Source organism: Bradyrhizobium nitroreducens (assembly GCF_002776695.1).
GTDB classification, from domain to species: Bacteria; Pseudomonadota; Alphaproteobacteria; order Rhizobiales; family Xanthobacteraceae; genus Bradyrhizobium; species Bradyrhizobium nitroreducens.
The window spans coordinates 2,772,610-2,789,665 of the sequence record NZ_LFJC01000003.1 but is presented as its reverse complement, the minus strand read 5'-3'; the positions used below and the strand labels follow the sequence as shown (position 1 = coordinate 2,789,665).

19 protein-coding genes are annotated in these 17,056 nt (G+C 65.4%); 13 read left to right on the top strand and 6 right to left on the bottom strand.

Annotated elements, in window-relative coordinates; translation table 11 throughout:
- Positions 1-176: 176 nt before the first annotated feature.
- Complete coding sequence (locus TSA1_RS13745) at positions 177-842, bottom strand: GntR family transcriptional regulator (RefSeq protein ID WP_100176844.1); 666 nt, start codon at positions 840-842, stop codon at positions 177-179.
- A 119-nt stretch (positions 843-961) separates the two neighbouring features.
- Between TSA1_RS13745 and TSA1_RS13740 the strand changes: the two genes are divergently transcribed.
- The 6 genes from TSA1_RS13740 to TSA1_RS13715 all read left to right on the top strand — a co-directional run bounded on the left by TSA1_RS13740 (position 962) and on the right by TSA1_RS13715 (position 7,282).
- A complete protein-coding gene (locus TSA1_RS13740; RefSeq protein ID WP_100176843.1) occupies positions 962-1,756 on the top strand; it encodes an enoyl-CoA hydratase/isomerase family protein in 795 nt (264 codons plus the stop codon).
- Between the two features lie 10 nt (positions 1,757-1,766).
- Positions 1,767-3,020: a CaiB/BaiF CoA transferase family protein gene (locus tag TSA1_RS13735; RefSeq protein ID WP_100176842.1), complete on the top strand. Its 1,254-nt coding sequence runs from the start codon at positions 1,767-1,769 to the stop codon at positions 3,018-3,020.
- A 65-nt stretch (positions 3,021-3,085) separates the two neighbouring features.
- Positions 3,086-4,078, top strand: a complete 993-nt coding sequence (locus TSA1_RS13730; RefSeq protein ID WP_100176841.1) for a Bug family tripartite tricarboxylate transporter substrate binding protein — start codon at positions 3,086-3,088, stop codon at positions 4,076-4,078.
- A 164-nt stretch (positions 4,079-4,242) separates the two neighbouring features.
- Entirely contained in the window at positions 4,243-4,725 is a 483-nt protein-coding gene (locus TSA1_RS13725) for a tripartite tricarboxylate transporter TctB family protein (RefSeq protein WP_100176840.1), read from the top strand.
- Between the two features lie 11 nt (positions 4,726-4,736).
- The gene (locus tag TSA1_RS13720; protein ID WP_100176839.1) at positions 4,737-6,275 is read left to right on the top strand and encodes a tripartite tricarboxylate transporter permease; all 1,539 of its coding nucleotides are present in this window, start codon (positions 4,737-4,739) and stop codon (positions 6,273-6,275) included.
- Positions 6,272-7,282 (top strand): 4-hydroxythreonine-4-phosphate dehydrogenase PdxA, encoded by a 1,011-nt coding sequence (locus tag TSA1_RS13715; RefSeq protein ID WP_100176838.1) that lies wholly within the window; start codon positions 6,272-6,274, stop codon positions 7,280-7,282. Before TSA1_RS13720 ends, TSA1_RS13715 begins: the two co-directional genes overlap by 4 nt.
- Positions 7,283-7,285: 3 nt before the next feature.
- Here the strand turns inward: TSA1_RS13715 and TSA1_RS13710 are convergent, their stop codons facing one another.
- Both TSA1_RS13710 and TSA1_RS13705 read right to left on the bottom strand, forming a co-directional pair.
- Positions 7,286-7,702, bottom strand: a complete 417-nt coding sequence (locus tag TSA1_RS13710; protein ID WP_100176837.1) for a cupin domain-containing protein — start codon at positions 7,700-7,702, stop codon at positions 7,286-7,288.
- A 38-nt stretch (positions 7,703-7,740) separates the two neighbouring features.
- Entirely contained in the window at positions 7,741-8,484 is a 744-nt protein-coding gene (locus TSA1_RS13705) for an SDR family oxidoreductase (RefSeq protein WP_100181110.1), read from the bottom strand.
- 31 nt (positions 8,485-8,515) lie between these two features.
- Between TSA1_RS13705 and TSA1_RS38830 the strand changes: the two genes are divergently transcribed.
- Complete coding sequence (locus TSA1_RS38830) at positions 8,516-8,746, top strand: hypothetical protein (protein WP_145984304.1); 231 nt, start codon at positions 8,516-8,518, stop codon at positions 8,744-8,746.
- Positions 8,747-8,948: 202 nt separating this feature from the next.
- Here TSA1_RS38830 and TSA1_RS13700 read toward each other — a convergent pair whose 3' ends face one another.
- The gene (locus TSA1_RS13700) at positions 8,949-10,025 is read right to left on the bottom strand and encodes a methyl-accepting chemotaxis protein (protein WP_100176836.1); all 1,077 of its coding nucleotides are present in this window, start codon (positions 10,023-10,025) and stop codon (positions 8,949-8,951) included.
- A gap of 279 nt (positions 10,026-10,304) precedes the next feature.
- On the opposite strand from TSA1_RS13700, the gene recJ reads away from it, so the two are divergent.
- The 3 genes from recJ (at position 10,305) to TSA1_RS13685 (ending at position 13,943) form a co-directional block, all read left to right on the top strand.
- Entirely contained in the window at positions 10,305-12,146 is a 1,842-nt protein-coding gene (gene recJ / locus TSA1_RS13695) for a single-stranded-DNA-specific exonuclease RecJ (protein ID WP_100176835.1), read from the top strand.
- Between the two features lie 91 nt (positions 12,147-12,237).
- Complete coding sequence (locus tag TSA1_RS13690) at positions 12,238-13,047, top strand: SDR family NAD(P)-dependent oxidoreductase (protein WP_100176834.1); 810 nt, start codon at positions 12,238-12,240, stop codon at positions 13,045-13,047.
- A 98-nt stretch (positions 13,048-13,145) separates the two neighbouring features.
- Positions 13,146-13,943, top strand: a complete 798-nt coding sequence (locus TSA1_RS13685; protein ID WP_100176833.1) for an aldolase — start codon at positions 13,146-13,148, stop codon at positions 13,941-13,943.
- Between the two features lie 120 nt (positions 13,944-14,063).
- On the opposite strand, the gene TSA1_RS13680 is transcribed toward TSA1_RS13685, so the two are convergent.
- Positions 14,064-15,293, bottom strand: a complete 1,230-nt coding sequence (locus TSA1_RS13680) for a lytic murein transglycosylase (RefSeq protein ID WP_100176832.1) — start codon at positions 15,291-15,293, stop codon at positions 14,064-14,066.
- Positions 15,294-15,417: 124 nt separating this feature from the next.
- On the opposite strand from TSA1_RS13680, the gene TSA1_RS13675 reads away from it, so the two are divergent.
- Together TSA1_RS13675 and TSA1_RS13670 are read left to right on the top strand one after the other, a co-directional pair.
- The gene (locus tag TSA1_RS13675) at positions 15,418-15,672 is read left to right on the top strand and encodes a hypothetical protein (RefSeq protein ID WP_100176831.1); all 255 of its coding nucleotides are present in this window, start codon (positions 15,418-15,420) and stop codon (positions 15,670-15,672) included.
- A gap of 60 nt (positions 15,673-15,732) precedes the next feature.
- Positions 15,733-15,984 (top strand): hypothetical protein, encoded by a 252-nt coding sequence (locus TSA1_RS13670; RefSeq protein WP_100176830.1) that lies wholly within the window; start codon positions 15,733-15,735, stop codon positions 15,982-15,984.
- 8 nt (positions 15,985-15,992) lie between these two features.
- Here TSA1_RS13670 and TSA1_RS13665 read toward each other — a convergent pair whose 3' ends face one another.
- Positions 15,993-16,514, bottom strand: coding sequence for a MarR family winged helix-turn-helix transcriptional regulator (locus TSA1_RS13665; RefSeq protein ID WP_100176829.1), 522 nt, complete (start codon positions 16,512-16,514; stop codon positions 15,993-15,995).
- A 54-nt stretch (positions 16,515-16,568) separates the two neighbouring features.
- Between TSA1_RS13665 and TSA1_RS13660 the strand changes: the two genes are divergently transcribed.
- Positions 16,569-17,048, top strand: coding sequence for a carboxymuconolactone decarboxylase family protein (locus TSA1_RS13660; RefSeq protein WP_100176828.1), 480 nt, complete (start codon positions 16,569-16,571; stop codon positions 17,046-17,048).
- Positions 17,049-17,056: the final 8 nt, after the last annotated feature.

The window sequence follows — 17,056 nt, the reverse complement described above, 5'->3', positions numbered from 1 at the left end:
ACACCGGTTCGCGTGAAGAAAACGCGTCAAAACAAGAATCTAGAGCTTCGGTTCTGATTCAATCAGAACCGAAAATGCTCTGGTGCGCAGATTCACGCGGAGCGAGAACGAATTGCGGGGAGGGAAGGCCGCGTGTGGATGCACTCTGCGCCAGCCAGAACAACACGAATTGCGTCTTACGCAATTCTCAGCGTGAGGTCGTTCGCTTCCGTCTCGGCAAAGCCCGCCTGCAGCACCTCTTCGCGCTTGTGGCGCAGATGCGCGCGCAGAATATGGGAGAGTCCGGCGCCATCGCGCCTCTGCAGCGCGTTCAGGATGGCTTCGTGTTCCCTCACCGCGAGCGCCCACCGCTGCGGCGTCATCGGCGTGACATAACGCGCGCGGCGGATGCGCGCCGTCACGGATGTGTAAAGCCCCGCGAGCACGGGGTTTCCGGCCGCCGTGACGATGGCTTCGTGGATGGCGCGGTTGCCGCGATAGTACTGGATCAGATCACCCTCGCGATAATGCTGCACCATGTCCGCATGCGCCGCGGCGATCGCGTCGATCTCCGCGTCGGTGATGCGTTCGCAGGCGAGCTCGCCGGCGAGGGCTTCGAGACCCTGGCAGACCTCGAACAGGTCGCGCATGTCCTTGTCGGTCAGTTTCGCCGCGCGCGAGCCGCGATGCGGCAGCAGCTGCACGAGACCCTCGGCGGCCAGCACCTTGAGCGCCTCGCGCAGCGGCGTGCGGGAGATCTCGAGCCGCTCGCACAGCTCGCGCTCGGGAATTCGCGCGCCCGGCGGGATCTCGCCGTCGAGCAGGATGGCGCGGATACGCCCGACGACCTCCTCATGCAGCATGGGATCGGCACTCCAATTTGAATGCAAAGCTTGGATATTGGTCTGAAATCTGGAAGTTCCAGCTTGCTAATCGCAAATTTTGCATTCAAAAATGAAAAAAAAAACGAGGATATGAGGAAATGGACCTGGCGGCGGAGGCGGACGACCTCGTTTTTGAATGCAATGACGGTATCGGGCGGGTCACCTTCAACCGCCCGCAGGCGCGTAACGCCTTCACCTTCGCCATGTATGAGCGGCTCGCCGCGATCTGCGAGGAAGCCAATCGCGACCATGCGATCAAGGTGCTGGTGCTGCGCGGGGCCGGCGACAAGGCTTTCGCCGCCGGCACCGACATCAATCAGTTCCGCGAATTCAGGACGCCCCAGGATGCGATCGACTACGAGAACCGCATCGATCGGATCCTGACCACGCTCGAACAGTGCCGGGTGCCGACGATCGCTGCGATCAACGGCTTCTGCACCGGCGGCGGGGCCGGAATTGCCGCGGCCTGCGACCTGCGCATCGGCACGAAGAGCGCGAAGATGGGTTTTCCCATCGCGCGAACGCTCGGCAACTGCCTGTCGATGTCCAATGTCAGCCGTCTCATCGCGCTCATTGGTGCCGCGCGCGTCAAGGACCTGATTTTTACAGCGCGTCTCGTTGACGCCGCCGAGGCCGCCAGTGTCGGGCTGCTCGGCGAGGTGGTCGAGGATCTCGCCGCGCTGGACAAGCGGGCTGACGAGGTCGCCCGGCTCGTCGCCAGTCACGCGCCGCTGACGCTGAACGCGACCAAGCAGGCGGTCGCCCGCCTGCAACAGCGGCTGACGCGCGACGAGGGCGAGGACCTCATCCTGATGTGCTACACGAGCCAGGATTTTCGCGAAGGGCTCGATGCTTTCCTCAACAAGCGCGCGCCGCAATGGCGCGGCCAATAGGACGCCCCTGATGCAAAGCCCGCCATCCACCTCTCGCCATCAGGGACCGCTCGCCGGCCTCAAGGTCATCGATCTCACTCACGTCATGGCGGGACCGACCTGCACCCTGATGCTCGCCGACATGGGCGCCGACGTCATCAAGATCGAGAAGTCGCCGAACGGCGACGACACCCGTCATTCGGTGCCGCCGAAAATCGGTGATGAAGCGGCCTCCTTCCTGATGATGAACCGCAACAAGCGCGGCATCGTGCTGGATCTCAAGACCGATGGCGGCAAGCAGGTGCTGCGGCGCCTGATCGCGGACGCGGACGTGCTGGTCGAGAACTTTGCGCCGGGCGCCATGGAGCGCCTCGGCTTCGGTTATGAAGAGCTGCACAAGCAATTCCCGGCACTGATCTATTGCTCGCTGTCCGGTTTCGGCCGCACCGGTCCCTACAAGCACCGCCGGGGATTCGACCTCGTCGCGCAGGCGATGAGCGGCATCATGAGCTTCACCGGCGAACGCCCGGACGGCCCGCCCGTGAAATGCGGCCCGCCGCTGTCCGACATCACCGCCGGCCTGCTCGCGAGCATGGGCATTCTCGCTGCCTACACGCACCGCCTCAAGACCGGGGAAGGGCAGTGGGTCGAGACCTCGCTCTACGAGGCTGCCTTGGTGCAGACCTATTGGCAATCGACCATCGCGCTCGCCGCGGGTACGGCGCCACGCGCGATGGGCTCGGCCCATCCGCTCAACGCGCCGTACCAGGCCTTTGAGGCCTCGGACGGCTGGCTCGTGGTCGGCGGCGCCAACAAGAAGCATTGGTTGTTGATGCTGGAGGCGCTCGGCGCCGGCGAGCTCGCGGCCGATCCGCGCTTCGTCAATGGTTCCGACCGCATGGCCAACCTGAAGCAGCTCGAAGCCGTCCTGAGCGAGCGCTTCCGCACCAAGTCGCGGGCACACTGGCTCGCGGCGCTGGGCGAGAAGGGTGTGCCCTGCGGCCCCGTGCATGACATGCTGGAGGCCCTGAGCGATCCGCAGACACTGGCGCGCGAGATGGTCGTCGAGGTCGAGCACTCCACGCTCGGCCCGGTGAAGACGATCGGGCTTCCCGTGAAGTTTTCGGAGACCCCAGGCAAAGTGCTGTCGGGCGCGCCGGTCTATGGTGAGCATACGCGCGAAGTGCTGGCCGAGCACGGGTTCGATCAGACGCAGATCGAAGCGCTCGAAAAAGAAGGCGCAATCGTCTCGGCCCTGGAAAGACGCGAGGAACGCGTCGCCTGACCGGACGTCGATGCGACGAGACCAAACAGAAAAATACAAAAGACAAAAATCAGCTGGAGGAAATCATGGGTCGGACGTCAACATTTCTGCTCTCCGCAGCCGCGACCGTGCTCGCCGGCACGATGCCGGCGCTCAGTGCCTGGCAGCCGCAAAAGCCGATCGAGTTCGTCGCCACCGCCGGCCCCGGCGGCGGCACCGACAACCTCGCGCGCGCCGTGCAGAACATCATCACCAAGCACAAGCTGACGGAGCAGCCGATCGTCGTCGTCAACAAGGGCGGCGGCAGTGGCGCCGAAGGCTACGTCTACGGCAAGGCGTCCTCGGGCGATCCCTACAAAGTGATCTTCGGCACCTCGAACGCCTGGCAGCAGCCGCTCGTTTCCAAGGTCGCGTTCAACTACACCGATCTCACCCCGATCGCGGCGATGGCTCAGGACGAGTTCCTGCTCTGGGTCAAGCAGGATGCGCCCTACAAGAACGCGGGCGACTATCTGAAGGCGGCCGCGTCGGGCGAATTCAAGATGGGCGGCGCGCAGTCCAAGGACACCGACGAGGTGCTGACGCGCATGATCGAGAAGGCCGGCAAGGTCAAGCTGACCTACATCCCCTTCAAGAGCGGCGCCGAGACCGCCGTGCAGCTCGCCGGCGGACATCTCGACTCCCACGTCAACAATCCCAGCGAAAGTCTCGGCCAATGGCGCGGCGGCACGCAGCGCCCGCTCTGCGTCTTCAGCCCCAAGCGCCTGCCGCAGGGGCCGAAGGTCACCGCGAGCGAGGGCTGGAGCGACGTTCCGACCTGCATCGAACAAGGCCTCGACATCAAGCAATATGAACAGCCGCGCACGGTGTGGCTGCCCGGCAAGGTCACCCCGGACCAGGCCGCGTTCTATGTCGACCTCATGAAGAAGGTGCAGGCAACGCCGGAGTGGAAGGACTACATCGAGAAGACGTCCCAGGTCGACACGTTCCTGACCGGTGCCGAGTTCGACAAGTTCATCAAGGAGGACCTCGAGCACGTCAAGCAGGTCGCGGGCGAGCAGGGCTGGCTGGTCAAGTGAGGCGGGGTTATTGCAACGACGGGGACCGGTTGGGCAGAACCGCGCCACAAATGTCGTCCCTGCCTAGCGCGCAATTGCGCGCGGAGGCGCAGGGACGACGGCGAACCCGGGGGAAGATGCGTGCCTACAGCCGGCAATTGCCCGACGTCTGACCGGAGCCCTCCATGATCTCGCGCCGCGCCCTCGAGCTCGCGACTGCCGTTCTCACCGGCGGCTTTGGTGTCGCCGTGGTGGTCCAGAGTCTCGACAACGGCATCGGCTGGTCCAGCGCGGGCGTCGACGCCGGCACGTTTCCGTTCCTGACCGGCATCATCATCGTGCTCGGAAGCCTCTACAATCTCGCGCGGGGCGTGCTGCCGGTTGCGACATTGGCAAACGTCCCCATCGCGATCACGCCGATCGAGCTGCGTCGGCTCGCCGGCTTGTTCGTGCCGGCCGCGATCTTCGTCGCCGCGATTCCGCTGGCGGGGATGTACGTCGCCTCCGCGCTCTATGTATTTGCGGTGCTGGCGATTCCGCGGCACCAATCCTTGCCTCGAGCCCTCGCCATGGCGGGGGCAACGGCGCTCGCGCTCTACGTCGTGTTCGAGCGCATGTTCCAGGTCAGCCTGCCGCACGGCGCGCTCGCCGCCGCACTCGGCTTCTGAGGGCGAGTCCGATGGACAATCTCGGGGAACTCCTGCACGGCTTCAGCATCGCGGTCACCGTGCCGCATCTGGTGCTGATGGTCGTCGGCGTGCTGCTCGGCATTCTCGTCGGCGTGCTGCCGGGGCTGGGCGCACCCAACGGGGTCTCGCTGCTGCTGCCGCTGACCTTCGGCATGCAGCCGGTCTCGGCCATCATCCTGCTCTCCAGCATGTATTGGGGCGCGTTGTTCGGCGGCTCGGTCACCTCCATCCTGTTCAACATTCCCGGCGAGCCTTCGTCGGTCGCGACCACCTTCGACGGCTATCCCATGGCGCGCGACGGCCGGCCAACCACGGCGCTCGCCACTGCCTTCGGCTCGGCCGCATTCGGCGCGCTGGTCGGCGTCATCCTGATCACCTTCCTGGCGTCCTGGGTGGCGCAGGTCGCGCTTGCTTTCGGGCCGGCGGAATATTTTGCGGTCTATTTCCTGGCATTCGCCAGCTTCGTCGGCATGGGTGGCGCCGCGCCGATCAAGACGGTCGTGGCGCTCGCGATCGGCTTCGCCATTGCCGCGATCGGAATCGATACCGTCTCCGGCAGCGTCCGCCTCACCATGGGCGTCGACGAGCTCGTCAAGGGCGTCAGCTTCGTCGTTGCCGTGATGGGCCTGTTTGGAATCGGCGAGCTCCTGGTTGCCGTCGAAGAGGAATTTCATGCCCGTGCGGTCTCCTCCAAGATCGACTGGGCCGAGGTGTTTCGCGCCGTCGGCCGCCTGCCACGCCATGGCGTGGCGCTGCTGCGGAGCGCTGCGATCGGATGCTGGATGGGGATCACGCCGGGCGGTCCGACCGCGGCCTCGTTCATGAGCTATGGCATCGCCCGCCGTTTCTCGCGTCGCGGCCGCTATTTCGGCACCGGCGAGGTCGAGGGCATCATCTCGCCGGAGACCGCCGATCATGCCGCTGGCACCAGCGCGCTTCTGCCGATGCTCTCGCTCGGCATTCCCGGCTCGGCGACCGCGGCCGTCATGATGGGCGGCTTGATGATCTGGGGCCTCAATCCCGGGCCGATGCTGTTCGTGGACCAGAAAGATTTCGTCTGGGGCCTGATCGCCTCGATGTATGTCGGCAACATCGTCGCCGTCGCGCTGGTGCTGCTGACCGTCCCGGTCTTCGCCGCGTTGATGCGGATCCCCTTCGTGGTGATCGCGCCGCTGATCGTGATCATCTGCGTCGTCGGCGCCTATTCGGTGTCGAACTCCTATCTCGACGTCGTCATGATGCTCGGCTTCGGCGTCATCGGCTATCTCTTCAAGAAGCTGTTCTACCCGCTGGCGCCGCTCGTGCTCGCCATCGTCATCGGCGACAAGGCCGAGGATGCGTTCCGGCAGTCGATGCTGATGTCGAAGGGATCCCTCGGCATCTTCTTCGCCAACAAGCTGGTGACCTGCCTGATCGTGGCCGGCATCGCGCTCTTGCTGCTGCCGCTGGTGTTGCAGCTCGCGCGCCTCTGGCGCAAGCCCGCAGTCCCCGCGGCCGACACAACAGCCCAGGAGAAGGTGATCATATGACCGCAAAGCCGCTCATTGCGTTGGCAATGGGAGATCCCGCCGGCATCAGCCCGGAGCTGACGGCGAAGCTCACGGTGCAGCAAGATATCCGTGCGAGCTGCCGGCTCGTCGTCATCGGTGACCGCCGCGTCTTCGAAGAGGGCGCGCGCATTGTCGGCGTCAAGCCGGAGCTGACCATGGTGGAGCAGGGGACCGACCATCGCGCGGCGCAGGGCGATGCGTTGTTTGTCGATCTCCGCCACCTCGATCCCAGAGACGTCGAGCCGAAGACCGCCACCCTTGCCGGCGGGAAGTTCGCCCTGGCCAATTACAGGCACGCGCTCGAGCTTGGTCGCGACGGACGTGCCGATGCGGTGTGCTTCACCCCCTTCAACAAGCAGGCCATGCGGCTCGCCCGCGCCGAGTACGACGACGAGATCGCATTCTCCGCGGAGGTGGTCGGCCTCAAGACCCCGGCGAGCGAATTCAACGTGCTGGACCGGCTCTGGAACGCACGCGTCACTTCGCATATCCCGCTCAAGGACGTCGCCGAACGACTGTCCAGCGACCGCATCCATCGCGCGCTCGAGCTGACCGACGTCTGCATGCGCAAGGCCGGCTTCGCGCGGCCGCGCATTGCAGTTGCCGGTCTCAATCCGCATGCCGGAGACGGCGGCAATTTCGGTCGCGAGGAGATCGACGTCATCGCGCCCGTGGTCGCGGCCGGTCAGCGCGAGGGCATCGCCGCGGAGGGACCGTTCCCCGCCGATACCGTGTTTCTGCGCGCAAAGAGCGGCGCCTTCGATGCGGTGCTGACGATGTATCACGACCAGGGTCAGATCGCGATGAAGCTGATGGGCTTCGATCGCGGCGTGACGTTGCTCGGCGGCTTTCCGTTCCCGATCTGCACGCCCGCGCACGGCACCGCCTACGACATCGCAGGCCAAGGCATCGCCTCGATCGGCGCCAGCCGTGCGGCGGTATTGCTGGCGGCGGAGATGGCCGCCGCCGGAAGGCGGCTTGGGTGAACGCTACTTCGCGATCGGCGTCGTCAGCTCCTTGTCCGTCGTGTCGACCACGAAGACGGCAAGCAGCTTCGCAGGCTCGGTATCGCTGGCATTGGCGCTGACGGCATGGCGGTCACCGGGATGTTCGGAGAAATTCTCTCCCTTGTGAAAGACCTTAGCGGGGCCGTCATTGACCTGACTGCGGATCGCGCCTTCCAGCACCGTGGCGTAGATGAAAGCGGAGGGCGCGTGGATGTGGGCCGGCGACGAGCCTCCGGGGCCGTACTCGACCAGCACGCCCTTCATGCTCTTGCCGGGAACGTTGGGCAGTGGCTGGTCGAACACGACCGTGACTTTTGCCAATGGCGCCGCCGGCTCGGCTGCGTGGGCCGTCAGCAATGAGGCGGCATAAATCGCTATCGCGGTCAGCAATCTGCGCATGGGAGCTCCTTTTCTGCGGTGTCTTGTGATCATCAGTCTCAGAGGCGCGCGAGCCATGTTGCGAGCGGGGTTGTTCCGAGCCGTGCCTCGCCGAGCGGGTTCAGCGATTTGTCGTCAATGAGACCGCCGTAGTACGGCGCCTTCGGGTCTCCAACCACGGGTCGGGTGTCGCCGGACGCCTTCAGGCGGCGTGCGATGAATTCATTGAAGGGAGCCTTCTCAGGACCTGCGATGTCGATCGTGCCGTTGAGCGGCCTGGCTGTTGCGACCTCGGCGAGGCGGGCGGCGACGTCGTCGGCCGCGATCGGTTGAAACATTGCCGAGGGAACGACGATCTTGCCGTCAGTCGCGCCCATTTCGGCGATGGCGCCGAGGAATTCGAAGAACTGGGTGGCGCGCACGATCGAGTAGGGGACTGTGGCAGCCTTGATGATTGTCTCCTGGGCGAGCTTGGCACGGAAATAGGCGTTGTCGGGCGACCGTTCGGTTCCGACAATCGACAGGGCCACGTGATGCTTTACGGCCGCCGCAGCTTCTGCAGTGACCAGATTCTTGCTCGAACGCTGGAAGAACTCGAGCACGGCGTCCGGCTCCCAGGACGGCGCGTTGGCGACATCGACGACAACATCCGCGCCCGCCAGCGCCGCAGCGAGGCCTTCCCCTGTCACGGCATTCACGCCTGACTTCGGTGAGGCGGCTACGGCCTCGTGGGCTTGCTGCCTGAGCCGCGCCACGAGCTTGGACCCGATCAATCCGGTTCCGCCGATCACGACGATCTTCATGGCTGTCTCCTTGGCATGTGACGAGCGCGAGATGGCCAATGCCAGTGCGAATTCGCGCGCTCACGTCGATGAACGTGATGCGAAGCGACTCTATTCGAACAAGGGCGCCGGGCTCTTGCCCGTAACGGGCGCGGCTTGCCGGAAAATGCTTCAGAAGGCGGGGTGTGATTTCACAAAGCCGCCAGAGCGTTTTCGAGCGAAGCGGACACCGGTTCGCGTGAAGAAAACGCGTCAAAACAAGAAGCTAGAGCTTCGGTTCTGATTCAATCAGAACCGGAAATGCTCTAGGGGCATCCCCTCGTGCCGCAACACACTCCGCGATGATCGCAGATTGCCAGTGTTTTGCCCGTCGTGTCAAAATCTTCGGAAAATCAGGCGGAAATTTCAGCTGAAAAGATCAATGAAAACAACCCTCTGGCTACTGTGCATGGGGTTGTTTTCGCATTTTTTGCTAGCCTGCCGCTTCACGCCCCGCAGATGATCACGCCGTACCAGCCCAGGCCCCGATAGGTCTCGTAACCCGGCGTCGCGTGGAAGGCGACCAGCGCGCCCGTGCGGTCGTGATAGAAGCCGGAGCGCTGGCCGTTCAGCGAGATCGAGATGCGCTCGCTGAGGATGCCCTGGCCGTCGGACGCCGCGATGACGCGCAGATTCGAATCCACCAGCAGCACGCGGGCCTTGTCGCTGTCGCCGACGCGCACGCCCTGGACGATGGCGCGGGCCTGCGGTTCCCAGTCGAAATGGATGGCGAGCACGCCGATCGGGGCACCGCTCGCCTGGCCGCCGGCGCGGACGCTGGCGCAATAGGTCGCGACCTGCGCGTTGCCGAGCAGCGGCTGGTTCTCCACGTCGCCGGCGACGTAGTCGTCGCCGGAGCGCAAGCCCTTCGCCTCGCGGAACCATTTGGTGTGGGCGACGTTCTGGCCGACGACGCGGAAGCGGTCGGCGCGGCCGTTGGCGATGACGTTGCCGTCGAGGTCGCAGAGCCAGAGGTCGAGGTAGACCGTGTAGGCGCCGAGGATCACGCCGAGGCGCTGCGACGCATAGGTCACCGCGGCCGGCGCCGGCGAGGCCGCGCATTCGACCACGGCGGAATCGGTCGCCCACCAGCGCACGTCGCAGGTGCGCTCATAGAGGTTGCGGTCGATCAGCTCGACCGCGTTCAGCGACAGGTCCATCATGCGCTCGCCGCGCGAACGCTGGCTCATGCGCTCGATCGAGGAGACGAGGTCGCCGGTGCGCTTGGTCAACTGGGTCTCGAGCTCGCGTGCGATGGTCTCGACCTGCTGGCCGACGCCGCGCACCTCCTGGGCTACCACCGCAAAGCCCGCACCTTGCGCGCCGGCGCGCGAGCTCTCGATCAGCGCGTTCAGCGCCAGCATCTTCATCTGGTTGGTGATCTGCTGGATCGACTTGGTCTTGTCGACCGCGATCTGGTTGACCTCCGCGGTGAGGCGATTGATCAGCGCGGAAATGTCGGAATCGTCGTCAGCGGGTTCGGTGGCGATCGGCTTGGCCTTCAGACCCAGCGCAGCAGACATCGGGGATTTCCCTTTGGCAATGAGGTCTGATCTGCAATGAACCCGGAACCAGAAATTACAGATCGAATACGATTCTTTTTCGAGGATTCCACCTAACGCCTGCTTAATTTGCTGTTCTGTGGAATGCCTAAATGATAGTCAGGCGGCGCCGCAAATCAGCAATCCACCGCTTTGTGCGGCGCGGAGATTGCAAATCCCTGGGGATTCCGGGTCAATCGTCCTGCAAGCCGGACCGACGCGATACCGTCGATTGCGGGTTCCTCAAACCAACTGCAACCCATGACGCCGCCTGCAACCGCCTTGCCCGTCGAAGCGCCCCAGGCGTTTCTCGGTGTCGCGCGCTCGCTGACCGACAAGCTCTGGCGCGACCGGCTGGACGCCCGCGGGGCGGCCCAGGCGCTTGCCATCGTGCAGCGGCACCAGCTGCCGGAACTGCTGGCGCGGGTGCTGGCGGGCCGCGGTGTCGACATCGACGCGGTGCCCGACTTTCTCGATCCGACCATCCGCAAGCTCATGCCGGACCCGTTCACCGTGACGGAGATGGAGGCCGCGTCGAAGCGGATCGCGGATGCCGCCGTGAAGGGCGAAAAGGTCGCGATCTTCGGCGACTATGACGTCGATGGCGCCACCTCGGCCGCGCTGCTCGCCTGGCACCTGCGCCATTGCGGGCTCGATCCGCTGATCCACATTCCCGACCGCATCTTCGAAGGCTACGGGCCCAATGTCGAAGCGGTTCGCGGGCTGGCCGCAAAGGGCGCCACGCTGCTTGTCACGGTGGACTGCGGTACCACCAGCATCGAGCCGCTCGCCGAGGCCAAGCGCCTCGGCATGTCCGTCGTTGTGATCGACCATCACCAGGCCGGCACGGAGCTGCCGGAGGTGGACGCGCTGGTCAATCCGAACCGGCTCGACGATCTCTCCGGCCTCGGTCATCTCGCCGCTGTCGGCCTCGTGCTGGTGACGCTGGTCGCGGTCAACCGCGAGCTGCGGCAGCGCGGCTTCTGGAGCGCGGAGATGCCCGAGCCGGATCTGCTCGGCATGCTGCATCACGTCGCGCTCGGCACGGTTGCCGATGTGGCGCCCCTGATCGGCCTCAACCGCGCCTTCGTCGCCAAGGGCCTGATCGCGATGCGGCGGCGCGACCATGTCGGCCATACCGCGCTGATGGATGTGGCGCGGCTCAACGGGCCGCCGGAGGCCTGGCATCTCGGATTCATGCTGGGGCCTCGCATCAATGCCGGCGGCCGCATCGGCCGCGCCGATCTCGGCGTGCGGCTCTTGCTGGAAGGCGACAGTGTCGAGGCCGCCCGGATTGCCGCCGAGCTCGACCGCCTCAACAGCGAGCGCCGCGTCATCGAGCAGGCCGCCGAGGCGCAGGCCGAGGCCGAGGCGCTGGCCTCGATCGGGCTGGAGGACAAGCTCGGCGTCATTGTCACGGCGTCCGAAGGCTGGCACCCCGGCGTCGTCGGCCTCGTGGCCTCGCGCCTCAAGGAGAAGTTCTCGCGGCCCGCTTTCGCCATTGCGCTCGAGCCCGGCGGCATCGGCACCGGCTCGGGGCGCTCGATCGCCGGCGTCGATCTCGGCAAGGCGGTGCGGCAGGCGGTCGCCGACGGCATTTTGCTCAAGGGCGGCGGACACGCGATGGCCGCGGGCGTGACGCTGCGCAAAGAAAAACTCGCCGAATTCCGCGCCTATCTCGAGAGCGCGCTGGCGCAGGACGTCGCCGAGGCGCGGCACGTCAACGAGCTCTTCATCGACGGCGCGGTCTCCGCGCGCGCGGTGACGACCGAGCTTGCGGCGACGCTCAATCGCGCAGGTCCCTTCGGCAGCGGCAATCCGGAGCCGGTGCTGGCGCTGCCGGCGCATCAGCTCGTTTTTGCCGACGAGGTCGGGCAGGCGCATCTGCGTCTGCGCTTCAAGTCGGGCGACGGCGCGATCGTCAACGGCATCGCATTCCGCTCGATCGGCCAGAAGCTCGGCAATGCGCTGCTCGCCAATCGCGGCCAGCAGCTGCACGTCGCGGGCTCGCTCTCGGTCGATCGCTATCAAGGCGCAGAGCGCGTGCAATTCCGCGTCATCGACGTCGCGCTGCCGGACCAGGGGCCATCCGTGATTAGATAACGCAAGATCCCTCGCGACAAACGCGGTACGCGTTTGCGCGGAGATCATGCCTCGACAATAGATCGCGCAAACAACAAAAAAGGGAGTCAACATGGCAGGGCAGGTTGAGGGCAAGGTCGCGCTGGTCACGGGCGGGGCTTCCGGTATTGGCGAGGCCATCGTCGAGCTGTTCGCGCGCGAGGGCGCGACTGTTGTCATCACCGACATCGACGAGCTGCGCGGGCCCGAGCTCGCCACGCGCGTGACGAAAGCCGGCAACAAGGCGATCTTTCTCGAGCAGGACGTCACCAGCGAGGAGCGGTGGATCGAGATGGTCGCCGAGATCGCCAAGCGCTATGGCCGGCTCGACATTCTCGTCGCCAATGCCGGCATCGGCATTGCCGTGCCCTCGATCGTCGACATGACGCTCGCCGACTGGCGCAAGCAGAATGCGATCAATCTCGATGGTGTGTTTCTTTCGGTCAAGCACTGCCTGCCCCTGATGCGCAAGACCGGCGGCGGCTCGATCGTCATGATGTCCTCGCTCGCAGGCCTGCGCGGTTCGCCGGGCCTCTCGGCCTATTCGTTGACCAAGGGCGGCGTGCGGCTGTTTGCCAAATCGATCGCGATGGAGTGCGCGGCGGCAGGCGACGGCATCCGCGTCAACTCGGTTCATCCCGGGATCATCGACACGCCGATCTGGGGCAAGATCCCGACCGGGGCGACCGGCGCCGGCCAGAACGCGCCGATCGATCCGGAGGAGCGGGCAAAGCTCGTAACCCCGCTCGGCCGCGCCGGGCAGGCCGCGGAGATCGCCAGCGGCGTGCTGTATCTGGCCTCCGATGCCTCGCGCTACGTCACCGGCAGCGAGCTCGTCATCGACGGCGGCATGAATGCCGGCGGCGTGCCAAGGCGGGCCTGAGCCGCGCAGGGCAGGGTGGCAGGCGCGGGGGCTGACGCGCAGGCGTCGGCCCTGTAGAACGCGGGGGAGCTTTCCGACCGACAGAGGTGTCCTTCGCCATGGCGCACAGCCTTCACGCTTCCTCACCCGCGTCAGCGCCATTCCGCTCGAACCGCCCGGACCTCGCCAGTGATGCGATCCGCACCGCGCGGGAGGATTTGGCCGCCTGCTTCCGCATGGCCGCGCGCAACGGGTTCGAGGAAGGCATCTGCAACCATTTCTCGGCCGTCGTGCCCGGCCATGACGATCTGTTTCTCGTCAACCCCTATGGCTACGCCTTCCGCGAGCTCACGGCCTCGAAGCTCTTGATCTGCGATTTCCACGGCAATGTGCTCGACGGCGAGGGCGTGCCGGAGGCGACCGCGTTCTACATCCACGCCGAGATGCACAGGTTGCTGCCGCGCGCCAAGGTCGCGTTCCACACGCACATGCCCTATGCCACGGCGCTGTCGATGACCGAAGGCGAGCCCTTGATCTGGGCCGGCCAGACCGCGCTGAAATTCTACGGCCGCACGGCGGTCGACCGCGACTACAACGGCCTCGCGCTCGACAACCAGGAAGGCGCGCGCATCGCATCCGCCGTCGGCAATGCCGACATCATCTTCATGAAGCATCACGGCGTGATGGTGCTGGCCCCGACCATCGCGGAAGCCTGGGACGATCTCTATTATCTCGAGCGCGCCGCCGAGGTGCAGGTGCTGGCGATGTCGACGGGGCGGAAAGTCCTGCCGGTCGATCCTGCTGTCGCGGCCGAAACCTACCGGCAAATGCGCGAGGGCGATTCCGAATCCGCGCGGCTGCATCTCGCCGCGATCCGTCGGCAGCTGGATGCCGAGGAGCCGCAGTACCGGCATTGACCACGGTGTCATTCCGGGGCGCGCCACTTGGCGCGAGCCCGGAATCCATTTTTCCGCGTCGCTTGCTGCCCAATGGATTCCAGGTTCTCGCTACGCGGGCCCCGGAATGACGGCCGCGGCCTACGATCCCTGCCGCAGCTTCGCCAGCACCTTCAGTCCGCCATAACCGTCCGCCGGTGTGATGCCTGCGCGCTGCTGGAAATCCTTGACGGCCTTCATGGTGTCGTTGCCGACGCGGCCATCGGTGCCGCCGGTATCGAAGCCGGCCTTGGTCAGGCGTGTCTGCATCTCCTGCACCTCCGCCAGCGTCAGTGCGCGCTCGGAGCCCGGGAAGGGCTGGATGAAAGGCGGCGCTCCGAGGCAGCGGTCGCCGAGATGGCAGATCGCCAGCGCATAGTTCATGGAAGGATTGTAGCTCTTCACCGAGTAGAAGTTCGGTCCCAGCAGAAACGTCGGTCCGCCCGCGACCGGCGTCCACATCTGCGCGGATGCATTCGGTTGCGGAAAGGGCTGGCCGTCGGCGCGGGTGACGCCGGCCGCCTGCCAGGCCGCATAGGTCCGGCTGCCGCTCATATTGCCGGCCGCGCGCACCTCGTAGCCCCAGTGCTCGCCGCGACGCCATTTGCCGCGATTGACGAGATATTTGGCCGTCGATCCCAGCGCGTCGTCGGGCTTGCCGAATGGCGACACCTTGCCGTCGCCGTCATAGTCGATGCCGACATTGAGCCAGACTTCCGGCATCCATTGCGAATGGCCCATGGCGCCGGCCCAGGATCCCTGCATCTGCTCCGGCGTGCTCCAGCCCTTGTCGACGATGCGCAGCGCGTTGATCAGCTCGGTTTCCCAATAGGCCTTCCGGCGCGGCTCGTTCCAGGCGAGCGCGGCGAGCGAGGGAAACACCGGCGTCATGTGGTTCTGTTGCACCAGGGGATCGCCATAGGCGGATTCGACGCCCCACAACGCCAACAGCGTGCCGCGCTCGACGCCGAAATCGCGCTCGATGCGTGCGAGCAGCGCCTCGTTGTTCTTCAGGGCAATCTTGCCGTTGATGATGCGCCAGTCGGAAACGCGGCGATTGATGTATTGCCAGACCTGCTCGTGGAATTCGGGCTGGCTGCGCATCTGCTTGAACACGCTCATGTCGGGCTCGACCCGCGCCATCGCGCGTTGCCAGGTTGCGGCAGAAATTCCCTTGGCCATCGCCCGTGCGCGAAAGGCCTCGCGCCATTCATCGAAGCCTGGAGGCGCGGCGAGGACGCGTGCCGGTGAGGCGAGGACAGCGGCCGCGCCGAGCACGGACTTCAGCAATGTGCGCCGCGTGTGATGGGCCGAGGAATCAGCTTGTTTCATGGGTCCAGTCTAGCCGGAAACATGACCGGTGTGAGCCGGTTCCGGGTACGCCGGAACAGGCCGTTCATGCGGAACAAAGTGTCGCAGTCCTGCATTCCCTCCCCACGACAACGAGGAGGACAAGATGAGGAAATATCTGTTTGCCGCCGCCATGGTGACCGTCATTGCGGCCCCTGCATTCGCCGATGAAGTTGGTGTTCACGTCGGCCCGGTCGGTGCCGGCGTCACGGTCGGCCAGTCGCCGGACTATCGCGTCCGCGAGCGTGACCGCACCACAGTCATCCGGGAACGCGAGCCGTCGAGCCGCACCACCGTGATCAAGAAGGAAGACGAGTACGGCAATCGCAGCAAGACCGTGATCCATCACGACAACGACTGACGGAATTGGCCCCGGCACGAGCGCCGGGGCCGCTCCCTTTCATCGAGAATTCGGCGTGGAATGAAGATACGCGCGCATGCGGAAAGCCACGTGGTCGAGCTCGACGACGGGTCGCAATGGCAGATCTTTCCCGGCGATCTCGCGACAACGCTGAGCTGGAAGCCCGAGACCGATTTGCACCTCGAGCAAAGCGGCGACCGGGTGAGTTCGCATGTGCTGGTGAACGGCGCCGACCAAAGCCGTGTGCGAGTGATCGCGGCGGGCGAAGCCTGGCCCGACGGTGAAGTCGAAAAAGCATTGAAGGGCGGCTAGCCCAACATCTACTCCTCCTGCAGCTCCGTCGCGACGTTGGCGAGCCAGCGGCGAATGCTCGCCTCGGCCTTGGCGTCGAGGCCGCTGGCCAGCCGCTTTTCCAGCGCGATCACGCGTTCCCGGCACGCAGTCAGCAGCGCCGTCCCCCGTTTGGTCAGCGTCCATTGCTGGATGCGGCCGTGGACGGGATGAGGCGTCATCACAATCGCGCCGTCGCGTTCGAGGTTGCGGATGATGACCCCGACCGTCTGGGGGGTGAGGAAGGTGAGGCGGGCGACGTCGGCGCCCGATAGGCCCGGATAGGCGTTCAGCATCGTCAGCACGGCAAATTGCGGCGAGGTCACGCCGAGATCGGCGAGCGTTCGCTCCAGCGTCAGGCGAACCGCGGCGTGGGCCTGGCGCAGGAGATAACCGAGATAGCCGTCTTCGCCGCGCTTGCCTTCGCCCGGGGCGGGCACGTGCACGGCCTCCGGCCCGGCGGGTTTGCCCCGGGATTTCGATCTCGTGATGGCGGACGCCTTGCGCAACATATAAGTGCTCTTATAATATGTAAGCAGTCTTATAATAGCACGAGGTAAACGGCAATGTCACACGCCCGCAGCGAGTACGAGGATTTCAAACGGATCGCGCCCGATGCGTACGATGTGGTGCTTGCGCTGGGCCAGCTTGCGGCCAAGGCCGGCCTCGACAAGCAGTTGCTCGAGCTCGTCAAGCTGCGCGCCTCGCAGATCAATGGCTGCGCCTTCTGCGTGCAGCATCACATTCTCCTCTCTGAACGCATCGGCGTGCCCGTGGACAAGCTCAATCTGGTCGCGGTCTGGCGCGAGGCACCGATGTTTTCGCCGCGCGAGCGGGCCGCGCTGGCCTGGGCCGAGGCCCTGACTTTCCTGCCCGACGGCGTCAGTGACGAGGTCTATGCGCAGGCTGCCCGCGAATTTTCCGAGACCGAGCTGATGTACCTGACCTCGGCGGTCGCCTCGATCAACGTCTGGAACCGGTTTGGTGCTGCATTTCGCTGGACGCCGGCGGCCCGGCCGGTGGCCGCGAATGCCGTGGCATCCTGATCAGCACG

Bases quoted from the DNA above. Each gene is read 5' to 3' on its own strand.
- TSA1_RS13745 (WP_100176844.1), bottom strand. From the start codon at position 842: ATGCTGCATGAGGAGGTCGTCGGGCGTATCCGCGCCATCCTGCTCGAC.
- TSA1_RS13740 (WP_100176843.1), top strand. From the start codon at position 962: ATGGACCTGGCGGCGGAGGCGGACGACCTCGTTTTTGAATGCAATGAC.
- TSA1_RS13735 (WP_100176842.1), top strand. From the start codon at position 1,767: ATGCAAAGCCCGCCATCCACCTCTCGCCATCAGGGACCGCTCGCCGGC.
- TSA1_RS13730 (WP_100176841.1), top strand. From the start codon at position 3,086: ATGGGTCGGACGTCAACATTTCTGCTCTCCGCAGCCGCGACCGTGCTC.
- TSA1_RS13725 (WP_100176840.1), top strand. From the start codon at position 4,243: ATGATCTCGCGCCGCGCCCTCGAGCTCGCGACTGCCGTTCTCACCGGC.
- TSA1_RS13720 (WP_100176839.1), top strand. From the start codon at position 4,737: ATGGACAATCTCGGGGAACTCCTGCACGGCTTCAGCATCGCGGTCACC.
- TSA1_RS13715 (WP_100176838.1), top strand. From the start codon at position 6,272: ATGACCGCAAAGCCGCTCATTGCGTTGGCAATGGGAGATCCCGCCGGC.
- TSA1_RS13710 (WP_100176837.1), bottom strand. From the start codon at position 7,702: ATGCGCAGATTGCTGACCGCGATAGCGATTTATGCCGCCTCATTGCTG.
- TSA1_RS13705 (WP_100181110.1), bottom strand. From the start codon at position 8,484: ATGAAGATCGTCGTGATCGGCGGAACCGGATTGATCGGGTCCAAGCTC.
- TSA1_RS38830 (WP_145984304.1), top strand. From the start codon at position 8,516: ATGGCCAATGCCAGTGCGAATTCGCGCGCTCACGTCGATGAACGTGAT.
- TSA1_RS13700 (WP_100176836.1), bottom strand. From the start codon at position 10,025: ATGTCTGCTGCGCTGGGTCTGAAGGCCAAGCCGATCGCCACCGAACCC.
- recJ (WP_100176835.1), top strand. From the start codon at position 10,305: ATGACGCCGCCTGCAACCGCCTTGCCCGTCGAAGCGCCCCAGGCGTTT.
- TSA1_RS13690 (WP_100176834.1), top strand. From the start codon at position 12,238: ATGGCAGGGCAGGTTGAGGGCAAGGTCGCGCTGGTCACGGGCGGGGCT.
- TSA1_RS13685 (WP_100176833.1), top strand. From the start codon at position 13,146: ATGGCGCACAGCCTTCACGCTTCCTCACCCGCGTCAGCGCCATTCCGC.
- TSA1_RS13680 (WP_100176832.1), bottom strand. From the start codon at position 15,293: ATGAAACAAGCTGATTCCTCGGCCCATCACACGCGGCGCACATTGCTG.
- TSA1_RS13675 (WP_100176831.1), top strand. From the start codon at position 15,418: ATGAGGAAATATCTGTTTGCCGCCGCCATGGTGACCGTCATTGCGGCC.
- TSA1_RS13670 (WP_100176830.1), top strand. From the start codon at position 15,733: ATGAAGATACGCGCGCATGCGGAAAGCCACGTGGTCGAGCTCGACGAC.
- TSA1_RS13665 (WP_100176829.1), bottom strand. From the start codon at position 16,514: ATGTTGCGCAAGGCGTCCGCCATCACGAGATCGAAATCCCGGGGCAAA.
- TSA1_RS13660 (WP_100176828.1), top strand. From the start codon at position 16,569: ATGTCACACGCCCGCAGCGAGTACGAGGATTTCAAACGGATCGCGCCC.